At 61.7% G+C, this 14,277-nt stretch carries 16 protein-coding genes; 5 read left to right on the top strand and 11 right to left on the bottom strand.

Annotated features, from left to right (window positions below):
• Positions 1-71: 71 nt before the first annotated feature.
• The 5 genes from LB556_RS00955 to LB556_RS31560 all read right to left on the bottom strand — a co-directional run bounded on the left by LB556_RS00955 (position 72) and on the right by LB556_RS31560 (position 2,865).
• Positions 72-275, bottom strand: coding sequence for a dodecin family protein (locus LB556_RS00955; protein WP_224562204.1), 204 nt, complete (start codon positions 273-275; stop codon positions 72-74).
• A gap of 76 nt (positions 276-351) precedes the next feature.
• Positions 352-1,194 carry a 3-deoxy-8-phosphooctulonate synthase gene (gene kdsA, locus LB556_RS00950; protein ID WP_224562203.1) on the bottom strand — a complete coding sequence of 281 codons (843 nt, stop codon included), beginning with the start codon at positions 1,192-1,194 and terminating at the stop codon, positions 352-354.
• Positions 1,191-2,072 carry a VOC family protein gene (locus LB556_RS00945; protein WP_224562202.1) on the bottom strand — a complete coding sequence of 294 codons (882 nt, stop codon included), beginning with the start codon at positions 2,070-2,072 and terminating at the stop codon, positions 1,191-1,193. The genes kdsA and LB556_RS00945 overlap by 4 nt, the downstream gene beginning before the upstream one ends.
• A gap of 204 nt (positions 2,073-2,276) precedes the next feature.
• Positions 2,277-2,567, bottom strand: a complete 291-nt coding sequence (locus tag LB556_RS00940; protein ID WP_224562201.1) for a Dabb family protein — start codon at positions 2,565-2,567, stop codon at positions 2,277-2,279.
• Between the two features lie 163 nt (positions 2,568-2,730).
• On the bottom strand, positions 2,731-2,865 hold the full coding sequence (locus LB556_RS31560) for a hypothetical protein (protein ID WP_263485047.1): 135 nt from the start codon (positions 2,863-2,865) through the stop codon (positions 2,731-2,733).
• Positions 2,866-3,198: 333 nt separating this feature from the next.
• On the opposite strand from LB556_RS31560, the gene LB556_RS00935 reads away from it, so the two are divergent.
• Positions 3,199-4,455, top strand: a complete 1,257-nt coding sequence (locus tag LB556_RS00935; protein ID WP_224562200.1) for an SAM-dependent methyltransferase — start codon at positions 3,199-3,201, stop codon at positions 4,453-4,455.
• A 62-nt stretch (positions 4,456-4,517) separates the two neighbouring features.
• Here the strand turns inward: LB556_RS00935 and LB556_RS00930 are convergent, their stop codons facing one another.
• Both LB556_RS00930 and LB556_RS00925 read right to left on the bottom strand, forming a co-directional pair.
• The gene (locus LB556_RS00930) at positions 4,518-6,497 is read right to left on the bottom strand and encodes a bifunctional 2',3'-cyclic-nucleotide 2'-phosphodiesterase/3'-nucleotidase (RefSeq protein ID WP_224562199.1); all 1,980 of its coding nucleotides are present in this window, start codon (positions 6,495-6,497) and stop codon (positions 4,518-4,520) included.
• 150 nt (positions 6,498-6,647) lie between these two features.
• Positions 6,648-7,913, bottom strand: a complete 1,266-nt coding sequence (locus LB556_RS00925) for an NAD(P)/FAD-dependent oxidoreductase (protein WP_224562198.1) — start codon at positions 7,911-7,913, stop codon at positions 6,648-6,650.
• 168 nt (positions 7,914-8,081) lie between these two features.
• On the opposite strand from LB556_RS00925, the gene LB556_RS00920 reads away from it, so the two are divergent.
• Positions 8,082-8,741, top strand: a complete 660-nt coding sequence (locus tag LB556_RS00920; RefSeq protein WP_224562197.1) for a 5-formyltetrahydrofolate cyclo-ligase — start codon at positions 8,082-8,084, stop codon at positions 8,739-8,741.
• A 15-nt stretch (positions 8,742-8,756) separates the two neighbouring features.
• On the opposite strand, the gene LB556_RS00915 is transcribed toward LB556_RS00920, so the two are convergent.
• Entirely contained in the window at positions 8,757-9,230 is a 474-nt protein-coding gene (locus tag LB556_RS00915) for an Lrp/AsnC family transcriptional regulator (RefSeq protein ID WP_015317948.1), read from the bottom strand.
• A gap of 158 nt (positions 9,231-9,388) precedes the next feature.
• Here LB556_RS00915 and ald point away from each other — a divergent pair, with 158 nt between their 5' ends.
• A complete protein-coding gene (ald, locus tag LB556_RS00910; RefSeq protein WP_224562196.1) occupies positions 9,389-10,504 on the top strand; it encodes an alanine dehydrogenase in 1,116 nt (371 codons plus the stop codon).
• Between the two features lie 231 nt (positions 10,505-10,735).
• Here the strand turns inward: ald and LB556_RS00905 are convergent, their stop codons facing one another.
• The 3 genes from LB556_RS00905 to sseA form a co-directional block, all read right to left on the bottom strand.
• Positions 10,736-11,203 carry a DUF1203 domain-containing protein gene (locus tag LB556_RS00905; protein ID WP_224562195.1) on the bottom strand — a complete coding sequence of 156 codons (468 nt, stop codon included), beginning with the start codon at positions 11,201-11,203 and terminating at the stop codon, positions 10,736-10,738.
• A gap of 210 nt (positions 11,204-11,413) precedes the next feature.
• The gene (locus LB556_RS00900; protein ID WP_224562194.1) at positions 11,414-11,977 is read right to left on the bottom strand and encodes a GNAT family N-acetyltransferase; all 564 of its coding nucleotides are present in this window, start codon (positions 11,975-11,977) and stop codon (positions 11,414-11,416) included.
• Positions 11,978-11,981: 4 nt separating this feature from the next.
• Positions 11,982-12,848, bottom strand: a complete 867-nt coding sequence (sseA, locus tag LB556_RS00895; protein WP_224562193.1) for a 3-mercaptopyruvate sulfurtransferase — start codon at positions 12,846-12,848, stop codon at positions 11,982-11,984.
• A 114-nt stretch (positions 12,849-12,962) separates the two neighbouring features.
• Here sseA and LB556_RS00890 point away from each other — a divergent pair, with 114 nt between their 5' ends.
• Positions 12,963-13,394, top strand: coding sequence for a hypothetical protein (locus LB556_RS00890; RefSeq protein WP_224562192.1), 432 nt, complete (start codon positions 12,963-12,965; stop codon positions 13,392-13,394).
• Positions 13,394-14,260, top strand: a complete 867-nt coding sequence (locus LB556_RS00885) for an alpha/beta fold hydrolase (protein ID WP_224562191.1) — start codon at positions 13,394-13,396, stop codon at positions 14,258-14,260. Before LB556_RS00890 ends, LB556_RS00885 begins: the two co-directional genes overlap by 1 nt.
• The last annotated feature ends 17 nt before the right edge of the window (positions 14,261-14,277 follow it).

Raw genomic sequence — 14,277 nt, 5'->3', positions numbered from 1 at the left:
GTTGTCGTTGATCTCTGCCTGACAATGAGGGGCGCGGGCGAAAGTTCCCGACTTTCTTGGCGGCTGCCTGATCACTCCGCGAGGATAAAAGTCACCTTCATATTAACGCGATAGGCCGCGATCTTGCCGTCCTCGACAACGATCTTCTGATCCTGAATCCAGCCTCCCTCGACGTTCTTCAGGGTCTTCGAGGCGCGCGCAATTCCCTTCTCGATGGCGTCCTGAAAGCTCTTCTTGGACGACGAGGTGATTTCGGTGACGCGGGCAACGGACATGGCTTCCTCCTGCCAAAGCGTACATTTGCCGAACAAGCGTACAACCCGGGCTTGTCCGCCACAAGATGTCGGCTCTTCAGCCCTTTGCGATCCTGTCGAAGGCCATCAGCCGTTCCAGAAGTGCCGGCATGTCTTTCAGCGGCAGCATGTTCGGGCCGTCTGATGACGTCGAATTGTCGGGATCCTGATGCGTTTCGATGAAGACGCCGGCAACACCGACGGCAACGGCCGCGCGGGCCAACGTCTCGACAAAGCGGCGCTCCCCGCCAGACGACCCGCCCTGCCCGCCCGGCTGTTGCACGGAATGGGTAGCGTCGAAAATCACCGGCGCGCCGATCTCGGCCATGACAGGCAAAGCGCGCATATCCGACACCAGCGTGTTGTAGCCGAAAGAAGCGCCGCGCTCGGTGGTCAGCACATTGGCATTGCCGGACCCGGTGATCTTGGCGACCACGTTCTTCATGTCCCAGGGCGCGAGGAACTGCCCCTTCTTGACATTGATGACCTTGCCCGTCCTCGCGGCGGCGACCAGCATGTCGGTCTGGCGCGAGAGAAAGGCCGGTATCTGCAGCACATCGACATGCGGCGCGACGATGGCGCACTGCTCCTCGGTGTGAACATCGGTAAGCACCGGCAACGAAAATTCCCTGCGCAATTCATCGAAGACAGGAAGTGCGGCGTCCATGCCGGCGCCACGTGTCGCCGAGAGCGAGGTGCGGTTGGCCTTGTCGTAGCTGGTCTTGTAGACGAGGCCGATGCCGAGCCTGCTGGTCAGTTCCTTCAGCGCACCGGCCATGTCGAAGGCGTGCTGGCGCGATTCGAACTGGCATGGCCCGGCGATCAGCGCCAGGGGTGCCGCATTGTCGAAGACGACGTTGCCGACGGTTACCGACGAATTGGGTGACAGGGGGTTGCTCATTGGATCTCCCGAAAGATAAACGCCGCGCCCTGCCCAGCCGCCGGCTGCACGATAATGTCATCGCCCGACATATCGTGTTCGATGGCATTGGCCGCAAGCAAGCTTGCGGCGACGTCAATGTCGCGTATCGAAAAAACCACGGCGGCGAAGCGCAATTCCGATGGCGCCCCGGCCGGCATTGCGAAGCGCGCCCCGAAAGAGGCGGCGTCCAGCACGGTCAAGACCGCGTTCGGCAGGTGAAAAGAGCCGTCTTGCGCATCGGCGGCCGGATCGTTGACCGCCACTGAAATCAGCCGGTGCTGCCCGGCGGGAGCGCGGCTGATTGCAATCACCTCGACAATTCCGTCGACGCCATTGGGGTGAGCCTGCAGTGCTGCGCGGTCCACTTTCGGCGCATTGATGCGCTGGCAGGCAAAAAGAAATGCGTCCGTTTGGCCATGAGCCGAAGCAAAGGCGAGCTTGAACGACGCCGTATCGCTTTTGCCCGCCGTATCGATGAAGGCTCGCGAGAAGCTCAGCGTGTCTCCCGCCGACAGGCCGGCATCGACATAGCGTTCATGGTCACCATCGGCATTGTCCGTGCCAAGAACCACTGCGGAAAAGCCCTCGTAGCCACGGCTTTCGCGATAAAGGCGGTCGCGCGCGACAAAGACATTGCCCTCGGCGATGGCTTTCGCGGCCGCCTGCTGATCACCAATCGCGAGCGGTTCGAGATAGGTGCCGTCGGTGAAGAAAACACAGCAATTTTCCGTACCAAAGGGATGGATGCCGGTCGGGGCGACGACGAAGCCAAGTGCGTTGAGCCGGGCGCGTGCCGCATCGAGGCTCCGCGTCGGCAGAACTAGGTGGTCGAGCGGATGAATGCGGGTTCGAGCCATGGAAGCGCGATGTGCATCATTCGGCAGATTGGTTCAAGACTTGATCGCAATGCCGCCGGCAGCGGCACCGGGCAGACTTTGCCTTCCGCCATCGCGCTCGCCGAATTGAGAGCCTGGAACGCCAACAACCTTCCCGGCGGCTTCACGTACTGCCAGCTTGTGCGCGACGCGCCGCGAACGGCGGCTTCCGGAGCAGGCTCTGTATCAGCTCCCAGTCACGACATCGGCGGAATAGCGCAGCTCGCGCAATGGTTTGACCTTGCTGGTGGTTCGCGCATAGAGCGGATGCGCCTTGTAGGCGGCGAGCGCCGCGTCATCGGCGAATTCCGCGTAGACGACGACATCAACTTCATCCGACAGCGGGTCGACCTTGGTGTTCAAAGTGACTTCGAAGAGGCTGGAATGAGGAATTTCGCCGAGCGCCAGCAGCCCGTTGCGAACTGCTTCCACATCTTCCTTGCGCCGCGCGCTGAAGAAAACGATATGCCGGATCAATCCCGCCTCCTCGATCTGAATGTCGAGGTCTTTTGTGACGGCGGTCTCTTCGCGTCAACCGGCCATGGCGCCACATGCCCTGGCGACGCGTCTCGATCGGTGCCTGGCCTTATTTCGCGCGCATCAGGGATAAAGTGCGGCGCATCGCGATTCGGAAGGATGTCTAGGCCTTGCCGGTGACGTAGCGCACCGCGTGGGAAACCTCCCTGACCGCGACATCGAGATACTGGCCCTGATTGTAGAGGCCGTCCCAGATCAGGAAGAACGCGATGGCGGCAATGACAATCACATAGCGCATGGCTAAAGCTATCGCACAAGCGATGCGGGTGCCATAGGTGTTTTCGATTTCGGGCTGCAGCAACCCGACGCAAGGCGGCGGAAGCCGGGCGCACTGCGTGGCACAGTCCAGCTCCGGGCATGCCTCTTGAAGTTCCCCCTCATGACGTGGAAGATTGTGACAGGCATTCACTGGGAAGCGCTGAAGCCCTGGCTAAGGGGGCGCGCGCTTTCGTTCGAGCCGCCTGTCGCCGAACCCGCAGGGATCAGGCAACGGCGTTCGAAGGCGGCGGATGATCCAAGAGAACCGTGGCCCGGCAATTGCGCAGACACCACGGAGATCCAGGGGCATGGAATGGCACACGGGGAACATCATGGCACAGCGCCGGGCGACGCCGTCCGCCTCGACGAATTCAATTTCGCCGAGATCGTCAAGGGACTGCCAGCCAAGGCGCGCATGGTGCTGTCGGCGGCCATGAGCCTGCCGCGCGGCTCGCTGAAGGTCAGGATGCCGGACGGCCGCGCCGTTCTCGTCGGCGGCAAGGCGCCGGGTCCCGACGCCGAGTTGGTGCTCAAGAACTGGCGTCTGCCGGGCCGCGCCTTTTCCGGCGGTACCATCGGCGTTGCCGAATCCTTCATGGACGGCGATTGGGAGAGCCCTGACGTCACCAGCTTCCTCGAACTGTTCGTGGTCAATTCGGCGATCGGCGAACGCGTCGCTGGCGGCGCCAGCTGGCTCATCAACACAGTCCAGCGCATCCGCCACTGGTTCAACGAGAACACACGCACGGGAGCGAAGCGCAATATCTCGGCGCATTACGATCTCGGCAACGCCTTCTACAAGGAATGGCTCGACCCGAGCATGACCTATTCTTCGGCGCTCTACGCCAATGGCGCCAATGATCTGGAAAGCGCGCAGGCCGCCAAATACCGGGCGCTGGCCAGGGATATGGGCATCGGCGGAAAGGATCATGTGCTGGAGATCGGCTGTGGCTGGGGCGGCTTTGCCGAATTCGCGGCACGCGAAATCGGCTGCCGGGTTACCGGATTGACCATCAGCCGCGAGCAGCACGACTTCGCAAGGGCGCGCATCGCCAAGGCCGGGCTCGCCGACAAGGTCGACATCAAGTTGCAGGATTACCGCGATGAAACGGCCACCTACGATCGCATCGCCTCGATCGAGATGTTCGAGGCGGTCGGCGAGAAATACTGGCCGGTGTTCTTCTCCAAGATGAAGGCCTGCCTGAAGCCCGGAGGCACCGCCGGTCTGCAGATCATCACCATCAACGAAGCCGCCTACGACACCTATCGCGCCAGGCCGGATTTTATCCAGCGCTACGTCTTCCCAGGCGGCATGCTGCCGACGCCGTCAATTCTGAAATCGCTTGGCGCCGCGCATGGCCTTGCCCATTTACGCGAACACGTTTTTCCCGAGGATTATGCCCGCACGCTTGCCGAATGGCGCCAGCGCTTCCGGGGGTCGTGGGAGAAGATCGTGCCGCTCGGCTTCGACGAACGTTTCAAGAAGCTATGGGAATTCTACCTTCATTACTGCGAGGCCGGTTTCCGCACCAGCTATATCGACGTGCGCCAAGTGGTCTACAAGGCGTAGGCTGGGTACGTCGACAGCCTTCGTGCACAACCTGCCGGGAACAGAGACCCCGTCGAACCGGATCACAGAAGGATGCGATATCTGGCGAAACCGGCTTCGCCCTCGCCGGCAGGCTCTATCTTCAGCGATTTCACATCGGCAATGAAGTCCTTTGCCTTGACGCCAGTCTCGAAGACGACGCTGGTTCCCGGCAACGGCGCGAACGACCAGTTGCCATCCGCCGTCGGGTTGATGGTGCCCTGGCTGACGACGTAGCGGACGATGACGTCGCGGTTGGTATCCGGCGCCTCGTAGATGATCTTCGAGGCATTGATATCAGGGAAGTTGCCGCCGCCGCCGGCGCGGTAGTTGTTGGTCGCAACGACGAATTTCGCTGCAGGATCAATCGGCTTGCCATCAAACATGAGGTCGGCGATGCGATTGGAACCAGCGTTCGCGATCCCGCCCTTGGCATCGTATTTCGGCGGCTGCGACAGGTCTATCCTGTAGGTGACGCCGTCGATCACGTCGAAATTGTAGGATGGGAATTCGGTATCGATCAGCGGCTGGTCGGCCTTCCCTGCCTCGATCTTCTTGAAGATGCCGGCCGACATCTCCAGCCATTCCTTCACCTGCGCGCCAGTGATCTCAACCGCGCGAACCGTGTTCGGATAGAGATAGAGGTCGGCGACGTTCTTGATCGCGATGTCGCCCACCGGCACGTCGGTGTAGTAGTCGGCGCCGCTGCGCCCGCCGGCCTTGAAGGGCGCCGCCGCCGACAACATCGGCACGTCCTTCCACTGGGTATTCTTCAGGATATCCTTCAGGTACCAGCTCTGCGCCTGGTTGACGATTTGCACCGACGGATCATCGGCCACCAGCGCGAAATAGGAATAGAGTGGAGCCGAGGTCTTGCCGACAGGGCGGCGCACATAGGCGAGCGTTGCCTCGTGGTCTTGCTCGAGAGCGGCGATGATGCGCTTGTCGTCCGGGACTGTCGGCTTGTTCTTGTTGTCGACACGCTCGAAGATCGGCCGTGCCTCCGATGTCGCCGAGACTACTTTCCACTTCGATCCGTCGCGCTCCAGCATGAGGTCGATCAGGCCCATATGCGAGCCCCAGAAGCCGCCCATGACGGCGGGCTTGCCTTGCAGCGTCCCTTTCTGTGTATCAACGCCCTCGAATGCCTGGAAATCCTTCTTGCCCGGGAACACCAGATGCTGGTGGCCGGTGAACACCGCATCGATGCCGTCGACACCGGCGACGAAGAACGAGGCGTTTTCCATCATGTCGCCCTGCTTGACGTCGATGCCGGAATGGGAGAGCGCGATGACGATATCGGCCCCCTCCTCCTTCATCTGCGGCACCCATGCCTTCGCCGCCTCGACGATGTCGCGCGTCTTGACGTTGCCTTCGAGATTCTTGAGATCCCAGATCATGATCTGCGGCGGCACGAAGCCGATGATGCCGATCCTGATCGGTTGCTCCGCGCCAGAACCGTCCCTGATCTTCTTGTCCAGGATTATGTAGGGCTTGAGATAGAGCTTGTCGTCGCGCGGGTTGGCGGCAAGCTCGGTGCCGCGGATCAAATTGGCGCAGACGAACGGGAAATTGGCCCCGGCCAGCACCTTGTCCAGAAACGACAGGCCGTAATTGAATTCGTGGTTGCCAAGTGTCGAACACTCGTAGCCGAGCAGGTTCATGCCTTTCATGATCGGATGGAGATCGCCCTCCTTCAGGCCTTTCTCATAGGCGATGTAGTCGCCCATCGGATTGCCCTGCAAAAGGTCGCCATTGTCGATCAGCATCGAATTGACGGCTTCCTTGCGCACCGCGTCGATCAGCGATGCCGTGCGCGAGAGCCCCATCGTGTCATTCGCTTTGTCGGCGTAATAATCATAGGGCAGCACGTTCACGTGAATATCGGTGGTCTCCATGATCCTCAGGTGGGCCTGATTGGCCTGCGCCCTCGCGGAGAAGGGGTGAAGCATGATCAGCGCCCCAGTGGCGGCGGCCCCCGCAAGGAGACCACGGCGGGAAACGGAATGGAGCAGTTGCGACATGTTTTCTCCTTCTTCGACGACGTTACACGCCCTGCCCCGAAGCGAACTTCGCGCCGAAATCGGCCGAAGTCCACTCAAGAAGTCGCGCGCATCCGCATGTCAGTCCATCAGCAACAGATGACGCGCGGATGAATGAGGCAGTGAAGAAAGTCAGGTCTTGTCGTCGTCGCCCTGCGTGATCAGCCGGGCGCTGCGCTGGCCTGTGGCGTAGATCCATAGCCAGCTCAGCGAAACGGCAAGCCGGTTGCGGAAGCCGATCAGGAAATAGATATGCGCGATGCCCCACAGCCACCAGGCTAGCCAGCCGGTCAGTTTGATCCAGCCGAAGTCGATCGCGGCGGCACGCTTGCCGATCGTGGCCAGATCACCGGCATGCTTGTAGTGGAAGGGCCGCGGTCTCGTGTCACCGGCAAGCCTGGCCTTGATGGTCGCGGCGACATGCCGTCCCTCCTGCTTGGCGGAAGGCGCCACGCCGGGCACGGGCCGTCCATCGGGCCGCAGGACGAGGGCAGCGTCGCCTATGACAAAAATCTCAGGGCTGCCCGGCACGCTGAGGTCAGGTTCGACCAATACCCTGCCAGCCCGGTCCGCCTTCGCTCCCAGCCATTCGGCGGCGGGCGAAGCGGCAACGCCGGCGGCCCACAGGATGGTGCGGGCGGGCAGAACCGTGTCGCCAAAAACCACGCCTTCCGCATCGCAGCGCGTAACGGCCCGGCCGAGTTCGACCGCAACGCCAAGCCGTTCCAGCGCCTTGCCTGCGTAGTCGGAAAGCCTTGGCGCGAAATTAGCCAGAATCCGGTCGCCGGCCTCGATCAGCACCACGCGCGTCTGGCGCGTGTCGATGTTGCGGAATTCGCCGCGCAGCGTGTCATGCGCCAGTTCGGCAATGGTTCCGGCGAGTTCGACGCCGGTCGGCCCGCCGCCGACGATGGCAATGGTCAGCAGCGCCTGGCGCTTGGCTGGGTCGGCCTCCCGCTCCGCCTGCTCGAAGGCCAGAAGGATGCGACGCCGGATGGTGGTGGCGTCCTCCAACGTCTTCAGGCCCGGCGCGAAAGGCTCCCATTCGTCATGGCCGAAATAGGCGTGCCGTGCGCCGGTGGCGAGCACCAGGGTGTCGTAGGCGACGGCGCTGCCGTCATCGAGCAGCACGCGCTTGCCGGCCCTGTCGACGCCGACGACATTGGCCAGCAGCGTGGTCACATCCTTGCGTTTGCGCAGAAGATGGCGGATCGGCCAGGCAACCTCCGAGGTCGCCAGCGCCGTGGTAGCCACCTGATAGAGCAGCGGCTGGAAAAGATGATGGTTGCGCTTGTCGATCATGGTGATGCGAACCGGAGCACCGGCAAGCGCGCGGGTGAATTCGAGACCGCCGAACCCGGCACCGACGACCACAACTTGATGTCTGGCTTCGTTCATCACGATCACTCCTGATGGGCGGAATGCCTGCCATGGATGTAAGTATTTTTGGTGCAATGCAACAACAGAAAGCTCGTGTCCGAGACTCGTCGTTTCGTGTCGTGAAAGCACATGTCGTATCGTATCGCGAGGTATAGCCTCATCGAGGAGCACGCGAACAGGTGAGGCATGGGTAAAGATCATGACGACCAAGGGCTGGCGCATCATGCCTCCCCGCCATGCTTCACGCAGGAACTGGAGCCCGAGTTGCGAGCGCCTCCAAGCGACTGGACCGACGTGAGGCGCTGGCGCAAAGCCGAGCGCGAACGGCTGATCGCCGCCCGGCTCGCGGTATCGGCCGATGTGCGTGCGGCAATGTCGCAACGCATTGCGGAAGGCCTTGACAGAATTGTTGGCGAGATTGCGGGCCGCATGGTCAGCCTTTACTGGCCGTTTCGTGGCGAGCCGGACTTACGGCCATGGATGGCCGCCATCAACGCACGCGGCGGCCGCACCGCCCTGCCCATCGTCGTTGAAAAGGATCGGCCTTTGATCTTTCGCGCCTACAAACCGGGCGGCCGATTGGAAAGAGGTGTCTGGAATATCCCCATCCCGGCCGAGGGCGACCCGGTGCTGCCCGACATCGTCATCTCGCCGATCGTCGGCATTGATCCGGCAAACTATCGCTTGGGCTATGGCGGCGGTTTCTTCGACCGGACGCTGGCCGCCATGCCGTTCAAGCCGCTCGTCGTCGGCGTCGGCTACGAATTGCAGCGCATCGTCACCATCTATCCACAGCCGCATGACATCGCGATGGACCGGATCGTGACGGAGGCGGCCACGGCATAAGTGACTGATCAGTGCTCAAGCCATCTCCGGCTTCAGCCCCATAGCCGTCCGGTCGACGATTTCGCGCAAGGCGAAGGACGAATTGATCTTGGTTACATGCGGCATCGCCGACAGCCATTCCTTGTGGATGCGCTCGTAGTCGACGAGATCCTTGGCCGCGATCCTCAGGATATAGTCGTACTCGCCCGACATCAGGTGGCACGACAGCACGTTGGGGCAACGTTTGATCGCCGCCTCGAAATCCGACAGTGTCTTCTCGAACTGGCCGGAGAGCGATATGTGGACGATCGCCGTCATCTGGTGGCCAAGGGCTGCGTTGGAAAGCCGTGCGTGATAACCGCGGATGGTGCCGGACTTTTCCAGGTTGTCGAGCCGGCGCGAGCAGGCCGACTGCGACAAGCCGACCTTTTCGGCAAGGGCCGCGTTCGGCATCCGGCCATCCTTCTGCAACGTCTCCAGAATGGCGATATCAATCCTGTCGAGCGGCATTCTTAGTGATTCCTGCGAATAGTGGTCCATTTTTCGCAACGATTATCGAAGGATGCATTCCGCTGCAAGTGCATTCGCAAACACCTGCGCGCCGATTCATGGTTCACTGAGTGATTACAGGGAGTGAGCCCAAAAGGGCCCGGATCAGGAGAAGAAAAATGCGCGTCGGCTGCCCCAAGGAAATCAAGAATCACGAATACCGTGTCGGCCTCACGCCGGGCTCGGTCCGTGAATATGTCGCCCATGGCCATGAAGTGCTGGTGGAGGCCGGCGCGGGCGCCGGCATCGGCGCCGATGACAACGCCTATCGCGCCGCCGGCGCCACCATCGCCAAGACGGCCGCCGACGTGTTCGCCAAGTCGGACATGATCGTCAAGGTCAAGGAGCCGCAGCCCACCGAATGGGCGCAGTTGCGCGAAGGCCAGATCCTCTACACCTACCTTCACCTGGCTCCGGATCCGGAACAGACCAAGGGCCTGCTAGCTTCCGGCGTGACGGCGATCGCCTATGAAACCGTGACCGATGATCGCGGCGGCCTGCCGCTGCTGGCGCCGATGTCGGAAGTCGCCGGCCGCCTGTCGATCCAGGCCGGCGCCACGGCGCTGCAGAAGGCCAATGGCGGCCGCGGCGTGTTGCTTGGCGGCGTGCCCGGCGTGCTGCCCGGCAAGGTTACCGTGCTCGGCGGCGGCGTCGTCGGCCTGAACGCTGCCCGCATGGCCGCCGGCCTTGGCGCCGATGTCACCATCATCGACCGCTCGATCCCGCGTCTGCGCCAGCTCGACGACCTCTTCGCCGGCCGGGTCCACACCCGGTATTCGACCGTAGAGGCACTCGAGGAAGAATGCTTCTCGGCCGACATCGTCGTCGGCGCCGTGCTCATCCCGGGCGCCGCCGCGCCGAAGCTCGTCACCCGCGAAATGCTGTCCGGCATGAAAAAAGGCTCGGTGCTGGTCGACGTCGCCATCGACCAGGGCGGTTGCTTCGAGACCTCGCACGCGACCACCCACGCCGAGCCGACCTACGAGGTCGACGGCGTTATCCACTACTGCGTCGCCAACATGCCTGGCGCGGTGCCGGTCACTTCGGCCCATGCCCTGAACAACGCAACGCTGCATTACGGCCTGCAACTCGCCGACAAGGGCCTCAAGGCCCTGGTGGACGACCATCACCTGCGCAACGGCCTCAACGTCCACAAGGGCAAGATCACCAACCGCGCGGTCGCCGAAGCGCTCGGCTACGAACTGGTCGAGCCAAAGGCCGTTCTGGCGGCTTGATCTGACCTGAAAGCAGCTCTTCCAATCACCCGCCGGTCGTTCCGGCGGGTTTTTCGTGCTTGAGACTGAGGTAGTGAACCCAAGCAACAAAAAAGCGGAGCCAAAGCCCCGCTTCCTCGATATCGAGATTGCCGCCGGTTCATCCGCGGTCGGCCAATCGATCGACAATAACTGTCTAGCGGGTCTATGCGACAGCAGTACGACAGCGAAGCGTTCTGCGATCCCTTGCTCTCATGCACGCTCGATACGGCATTGGTAGCAATTGTTGCGCGCCGAGCGGACATGCACATAGGCAATGTCTTCACGCTCGAACAAGGTCTCGGACCGCGCGGTGATCGCTTCGGTCGGAATGACACCACCGCTGCCATAGACGATGCGGTCATCCCTGCCATAGCCGCGCACGATGTAGTCCGGGCTTTCGAGAATCGTGGGGAGCGCCTCGATGTCGGCGGCGCGCTCGCATTCTTCCGCATGCAGGAAGATCGGTCCGGTTTCCGCATAGGGCTGAGGGTTCGGAAACGGGCGGTAGGCGAGGATGAGGTAGGCGTCGCCGGCGGCGATATTCCTGAGGCAATGACGGCAAGGCATGCCGTCACCGTCAGAGACCTTCCGCTCGGGCGTCTGACCATAGGCGTCGGGGCCGCCGCGCTGTAGGGCCCTGACATTTTCGGTCGGCAGAGCTGTGAATTGGATTGCCATGGCAATGTCTCCGGTGCTGTTGCAGGGAAACTATGCACTCGCGACAGGGCTTCCCACCCGATTCCCGCCAAGTGTCCCGGGGACCGATCCGATGTGGGAATCGGAACCCGGTTGACCTTCGGCAGGGATCACAGGCATCTTCAGACCTAAACCGGCTAATAAGTACAACCTGATGAAATCGTCGAAGCGGAGTTCAGATTCTGGCTGGCCTTACGGCCGCATGACGCTGGCCGAGCGCTCGGCGAAAGGCAGGGGATGCACGACCTCTTTCTTCTGAGCGACCGGGTTGAAGCCGAGCTTCTGGTAGAGCGGCAGGGCTGCGGGGTGATCGAGCGTGCAGGTCTGCACCGTGACCCTTTTCGGACCATACGACCATGCCGCCGCAATCGCCGAGCCAAGAAACCAGCGGCCGATGCCTTGCCCGGTGGCGTGTTCCATCATGCCGAAATAGGCGAGTTCGACTTCCTCCGGCAAATGCGGCTTGAGGTCGAAGAAGCCTGCCGGAGCACCGTCGAGATAGAGCACCCTGATGTCGCGATCCTCGCGGTGGATTCCGGCTGACAGCTCATCGTCATTCAGCCTCAGCACATTCACCCAGTGCCATTTGCGTCCCACCCGGTCCATCAGGTAGCGGTAGAAATGCAAGGGGATATCCCTTGTTTTCAGCAGTGCGACCTGGCGGTTGTAGGGCACCGGTGGCGAGGCGGCCGGTGGGGCATGCATTTCCAGAAAGGTCACGGTGACTTCAATATCCTGCAGCGCGCCGTTTTCCATCAATTCATTCCTTGCCGGTCGTCGCGGGGCCGGTCACGACCGATGTGTCGGGCAGCCCGCCCCACTCCGTCCATGAGCCGTCATAAAGCCTGTTGTCGGTGTGGCCAAGCGTCTCCAGCGCCAGCGTGACCACAGCGGCGGTGACGCCGGAGCCGCAGGATGTGACGACGGGTTTGGACAGGTCGATACCGGCGTCCTCCATCACCTTGCGTAAACGGTCCTTCGGCAGCAGCCTGCCGTTTTCGGAAAGCGCCGAGTAGGGGATATTGCGCGCGCCTGGCATATGGCCTGAGCGGATGCCGGAACGAGGCTCGGGCTCGGCACCGGTAAAGCGGCCCGGTCCCCGGGCGTCGGCAATCTGGCTTGCCTTCGTGTCGACGATCCGACGCATCTCGGCCAGACCGACGACGCGACCGGCGTCGAAATCGGCATCAAAGACGCTTGGCGCGATCTTGGTCGGCTCGGCCGTTACCGGCCGGCCGGCCGCCTTCCAGCCATCGAAGCCGCCGTCCAGAACATACGTCTGGAAGACGCCCATGATGCGAAACATCCACCATGCCCGGGGTGCGGAGAAGAAACCCGGACCATCATAGACGACGATGGTGTCATCGGCCGAAACGCCCATCGCACCGACATACTGGGCGAAATGCTGCGGCGATGCGAGCGTATGCGGCAAGGCGGCGTCGGGATCCGAAACGGCATCCTGATCCAGGAAACGAGCGCCTGGAATATGAGCAGCGTCGTACTCGGCGCGCGCGTCGCGTTTTTGCGCCGGCAGATACCACGAGGCATCTATGATCGTCAGGCCCGGCTGGCCCAGGCGCTCCTGCAACCAGTCCGCATCGACGGTGAAAGGACTGTCCTCGGCCATTGCTGTTCTCCCGGTTCGTCTTTGGCAGCATTCTAATTTCAATTGTCTTCGCCTTTTATGGCGGGTACGGATTGATGGTTATGATCTGGGGTGGATGGGGTCAATAATCCTGGCATGAGCAATCTTCTGTTTTCCCGTGTCCCCAGCAATCCGGTTTCGCTTGGGCTCGTTTGCAACTTCATTGCGCACCATCCGCCGTTCGACGGTTACGAGTTCGGCCTGATGGTGAAAACCTTGCGTTATCAGTTGGATCAGCAGACACATATGATCGGGTCGATCGACGACGCGATCGTCGCCTATGTCGGCTGGATCCAGACCAGTCGTGAGATCGCCGAAGCCTGGGCAGCGAATGGCGGGCCGCTCAATCCCTTCCCCGGCGGGGACACCACCGCAGTGACGGTGCTGGCGACGCGGTCCTCGTCTCACATCCTGCCGATGATCAAGGAAGCCAAACGCATCAATCTGGACAAATCGGTATTCTGGAAACGCGATTTCATCGACAACCGCGGCTCGGTCAAGCGCGCCGTCCGCAAGCGTGACGTCTGATGGATACGGCCGGCCCAGCCGAGGCACTGACGCAAGAAATTCTCATCCGGCTGAATAACCGCTATGCGGCAATGTACGTGCGAATCTGGCGGCCGGCGGGCACGCCGCGCGCGACGGTCTTCTGCCTGCACGGCTTCACCGGCAACGGCGCCGACTTTGATTACCTTGCCACTTTCCTGTGCCGCAATGGCTTCCTGGTGATCTGCCCGGACTTGCTGGGACGTGGACGCAGCGCCTATCTGGATTCTGGTTACGACATCAATGTCTATTCCAGATGCCTGCGTGCGCTGGGCGAGTTCGCCGGCACAGAAAACCACTTCATCGGCACCTCATGGGGCGGCACGATCTTGCTGTTGTTTCTGCACATGACCGGCTCCAAAGCTTCGAAGATCGTTCTCAATGATGTTCCCATGCGGGGAGGATCAAAGGTCGACGCGATGAGAAATGAGGTTTTGACAGAGAGTGCGCTTGCATTTCCCACCCGCGCGGCGGCCAAGGATTATCTGAGTGCCACCAAAGCCGTCATGGGCCCGGTCGAGGAAACGGTGTTCAACCGCTACGCCGAAAATCGGATAGTCTCGGGCCCAGACGGCTTCCGGCTTGCCTATGATCCGGCCACCACTGGAAATTTCGGCGCACTGGCCGGCCGCGAATACGATCTTTTCCCGATGGCCGCCAAGGTCGACGCCCGTATCCTGCTGATGTACGGTCGCGACAGCCAAGTCATTGACCGGCAGGCTATCGAGCGCACGCGAAAGGTACGGCCTGATCTGTGGCTTGTCGACAACATCAATGCGGGCGATCCACCATCGCTGATGACACTGGACCAGGCTCTGCTCATCCTGGGATTCCTGTCTGCGGCTTGAAAGCTTAGCGTTGGGGC

Origin of the sequence: Mesorhizobium sp. ES1-4 (genome assembly GCF_020164745.1) — a bacterium.
In the GTDB taxonomy this organism is placed as follows: domain Bacteria; phylum Pseudomonadota; class Alphaproteobacteria; order Rhizobiales; family Rhizobiaceae; genus Mesorhizobium.
This window is presented reverse-complemented; position numbering and strand designations above follow the sequence as displayed.

Excerpts from the sequence above, each read along its gene's own strand:
- LB556_RS00955 (WP_224562204.1), bottom strand. The coding sequence starts at position 275 with ATGTCCGTTGCCCGCGTCACCGAAATCACCTCGTCGTCCAAGAAGAGC.
- kdsA (WP_224562203.1), bottom strand. The coding sequence starts at position 1,194 with ATGAGCAACCCCCTGTCACCCAATTCGTCGGTAACCGTCGGCAACGTC.
- LB556_RS00945 (WP_224562202.1), bottom strand. The coding sequence starts at position 2,072 with ATGGCTCGAACCCGCATTCATCCGCTCGACCACCTAGTTCTGCCGACG.
- LB556_RS31560 (WP_263485047.1), bottom strand. The coding sequence starts at position 2,865 with ATGCGCTATGTGATTGTCATTGCCGCCATCGCGTTCTTCCTGATCTGG.
- LB556_RS00935 (WP_224562200.1), top strand. The coding sequence starts at position 3,199 with ATGGCACACGGGGAACATCATGGCACAGCGCCGGGCGACGCCGTCCGC.
- LB556_RS00930 (WP_224562199.1), bottom strand. The coding sequence starts at position 6,497 with ATGTCGCAACTGCTCCATTCCGTTTCCCGCCGTGGTCTCCTTGCGGGG.
- LB556_RS00925 (WP_224562198.1), bottom strand. The coding sequence starts at position 7,913 with ATGAACGAAGCCAGACATCAAGTTGTGGTCGTCGGTGCCGGGTTCGGC.
- LB556_RS00920 (WP_224562197.1), top strand. The coding sequence starts at position 8,082 with ATGGGTAAAGATCATGACGACCAAGGGCTGGCGCATCATGCCTCCCCG.
- LB556_RS00915 (WP_015317948.1), bottom strand. The coding sequence starts at position 9,230 with ATGCCGCTCGACAGGATTGATATCGCCATTCTGGAGACGTTGCAGAAG.
- ald (WP_224562196.1), top strand. The coding sequence starts at position 9,389 with ATGCGCGTCGGCTGCCCCAAGGAAATCAAGAATCACGAATACCGTGTC.
- LB556_RS00905 (WP_224562195.1), bottom strand. The coding sequence starts at position 11,203 with ATGGCAATCCAATTCACAGCTCTGCCGACCGAAAATGTCAGGGCCCTA.
- LB556_RS00900 (WP_224562194.1), bottom strand. The coding sequence starts at position 11,977 with ATGGAAAACGGCGCGCTGCAGGATATTGAAGTCACCGTGACCTTTCTG.
- sseA (WP_224562193.1), bottom strand. The coding sequence starts at position 12,848 with ATGGCCGAGGACAGTCCTTTCACCGTCGATGCGGACTGGTTGCAGGAG.
- LB556_RS00890 (WP_224562192.1), top strand. The coding sequence starts at position 12,963 with ATGAGCAATCTTCTGTTTTCCCGTGTCCCCAGCAATCCGGTTTCGCTT.
- LB556_RS00885 (WP_224562191.1), top strand. The coding sequence starts at position 13,394 with ATGGATACGGCCGGCCCAGCCGAGGCACTGACGCAAGAAATTCTCATC.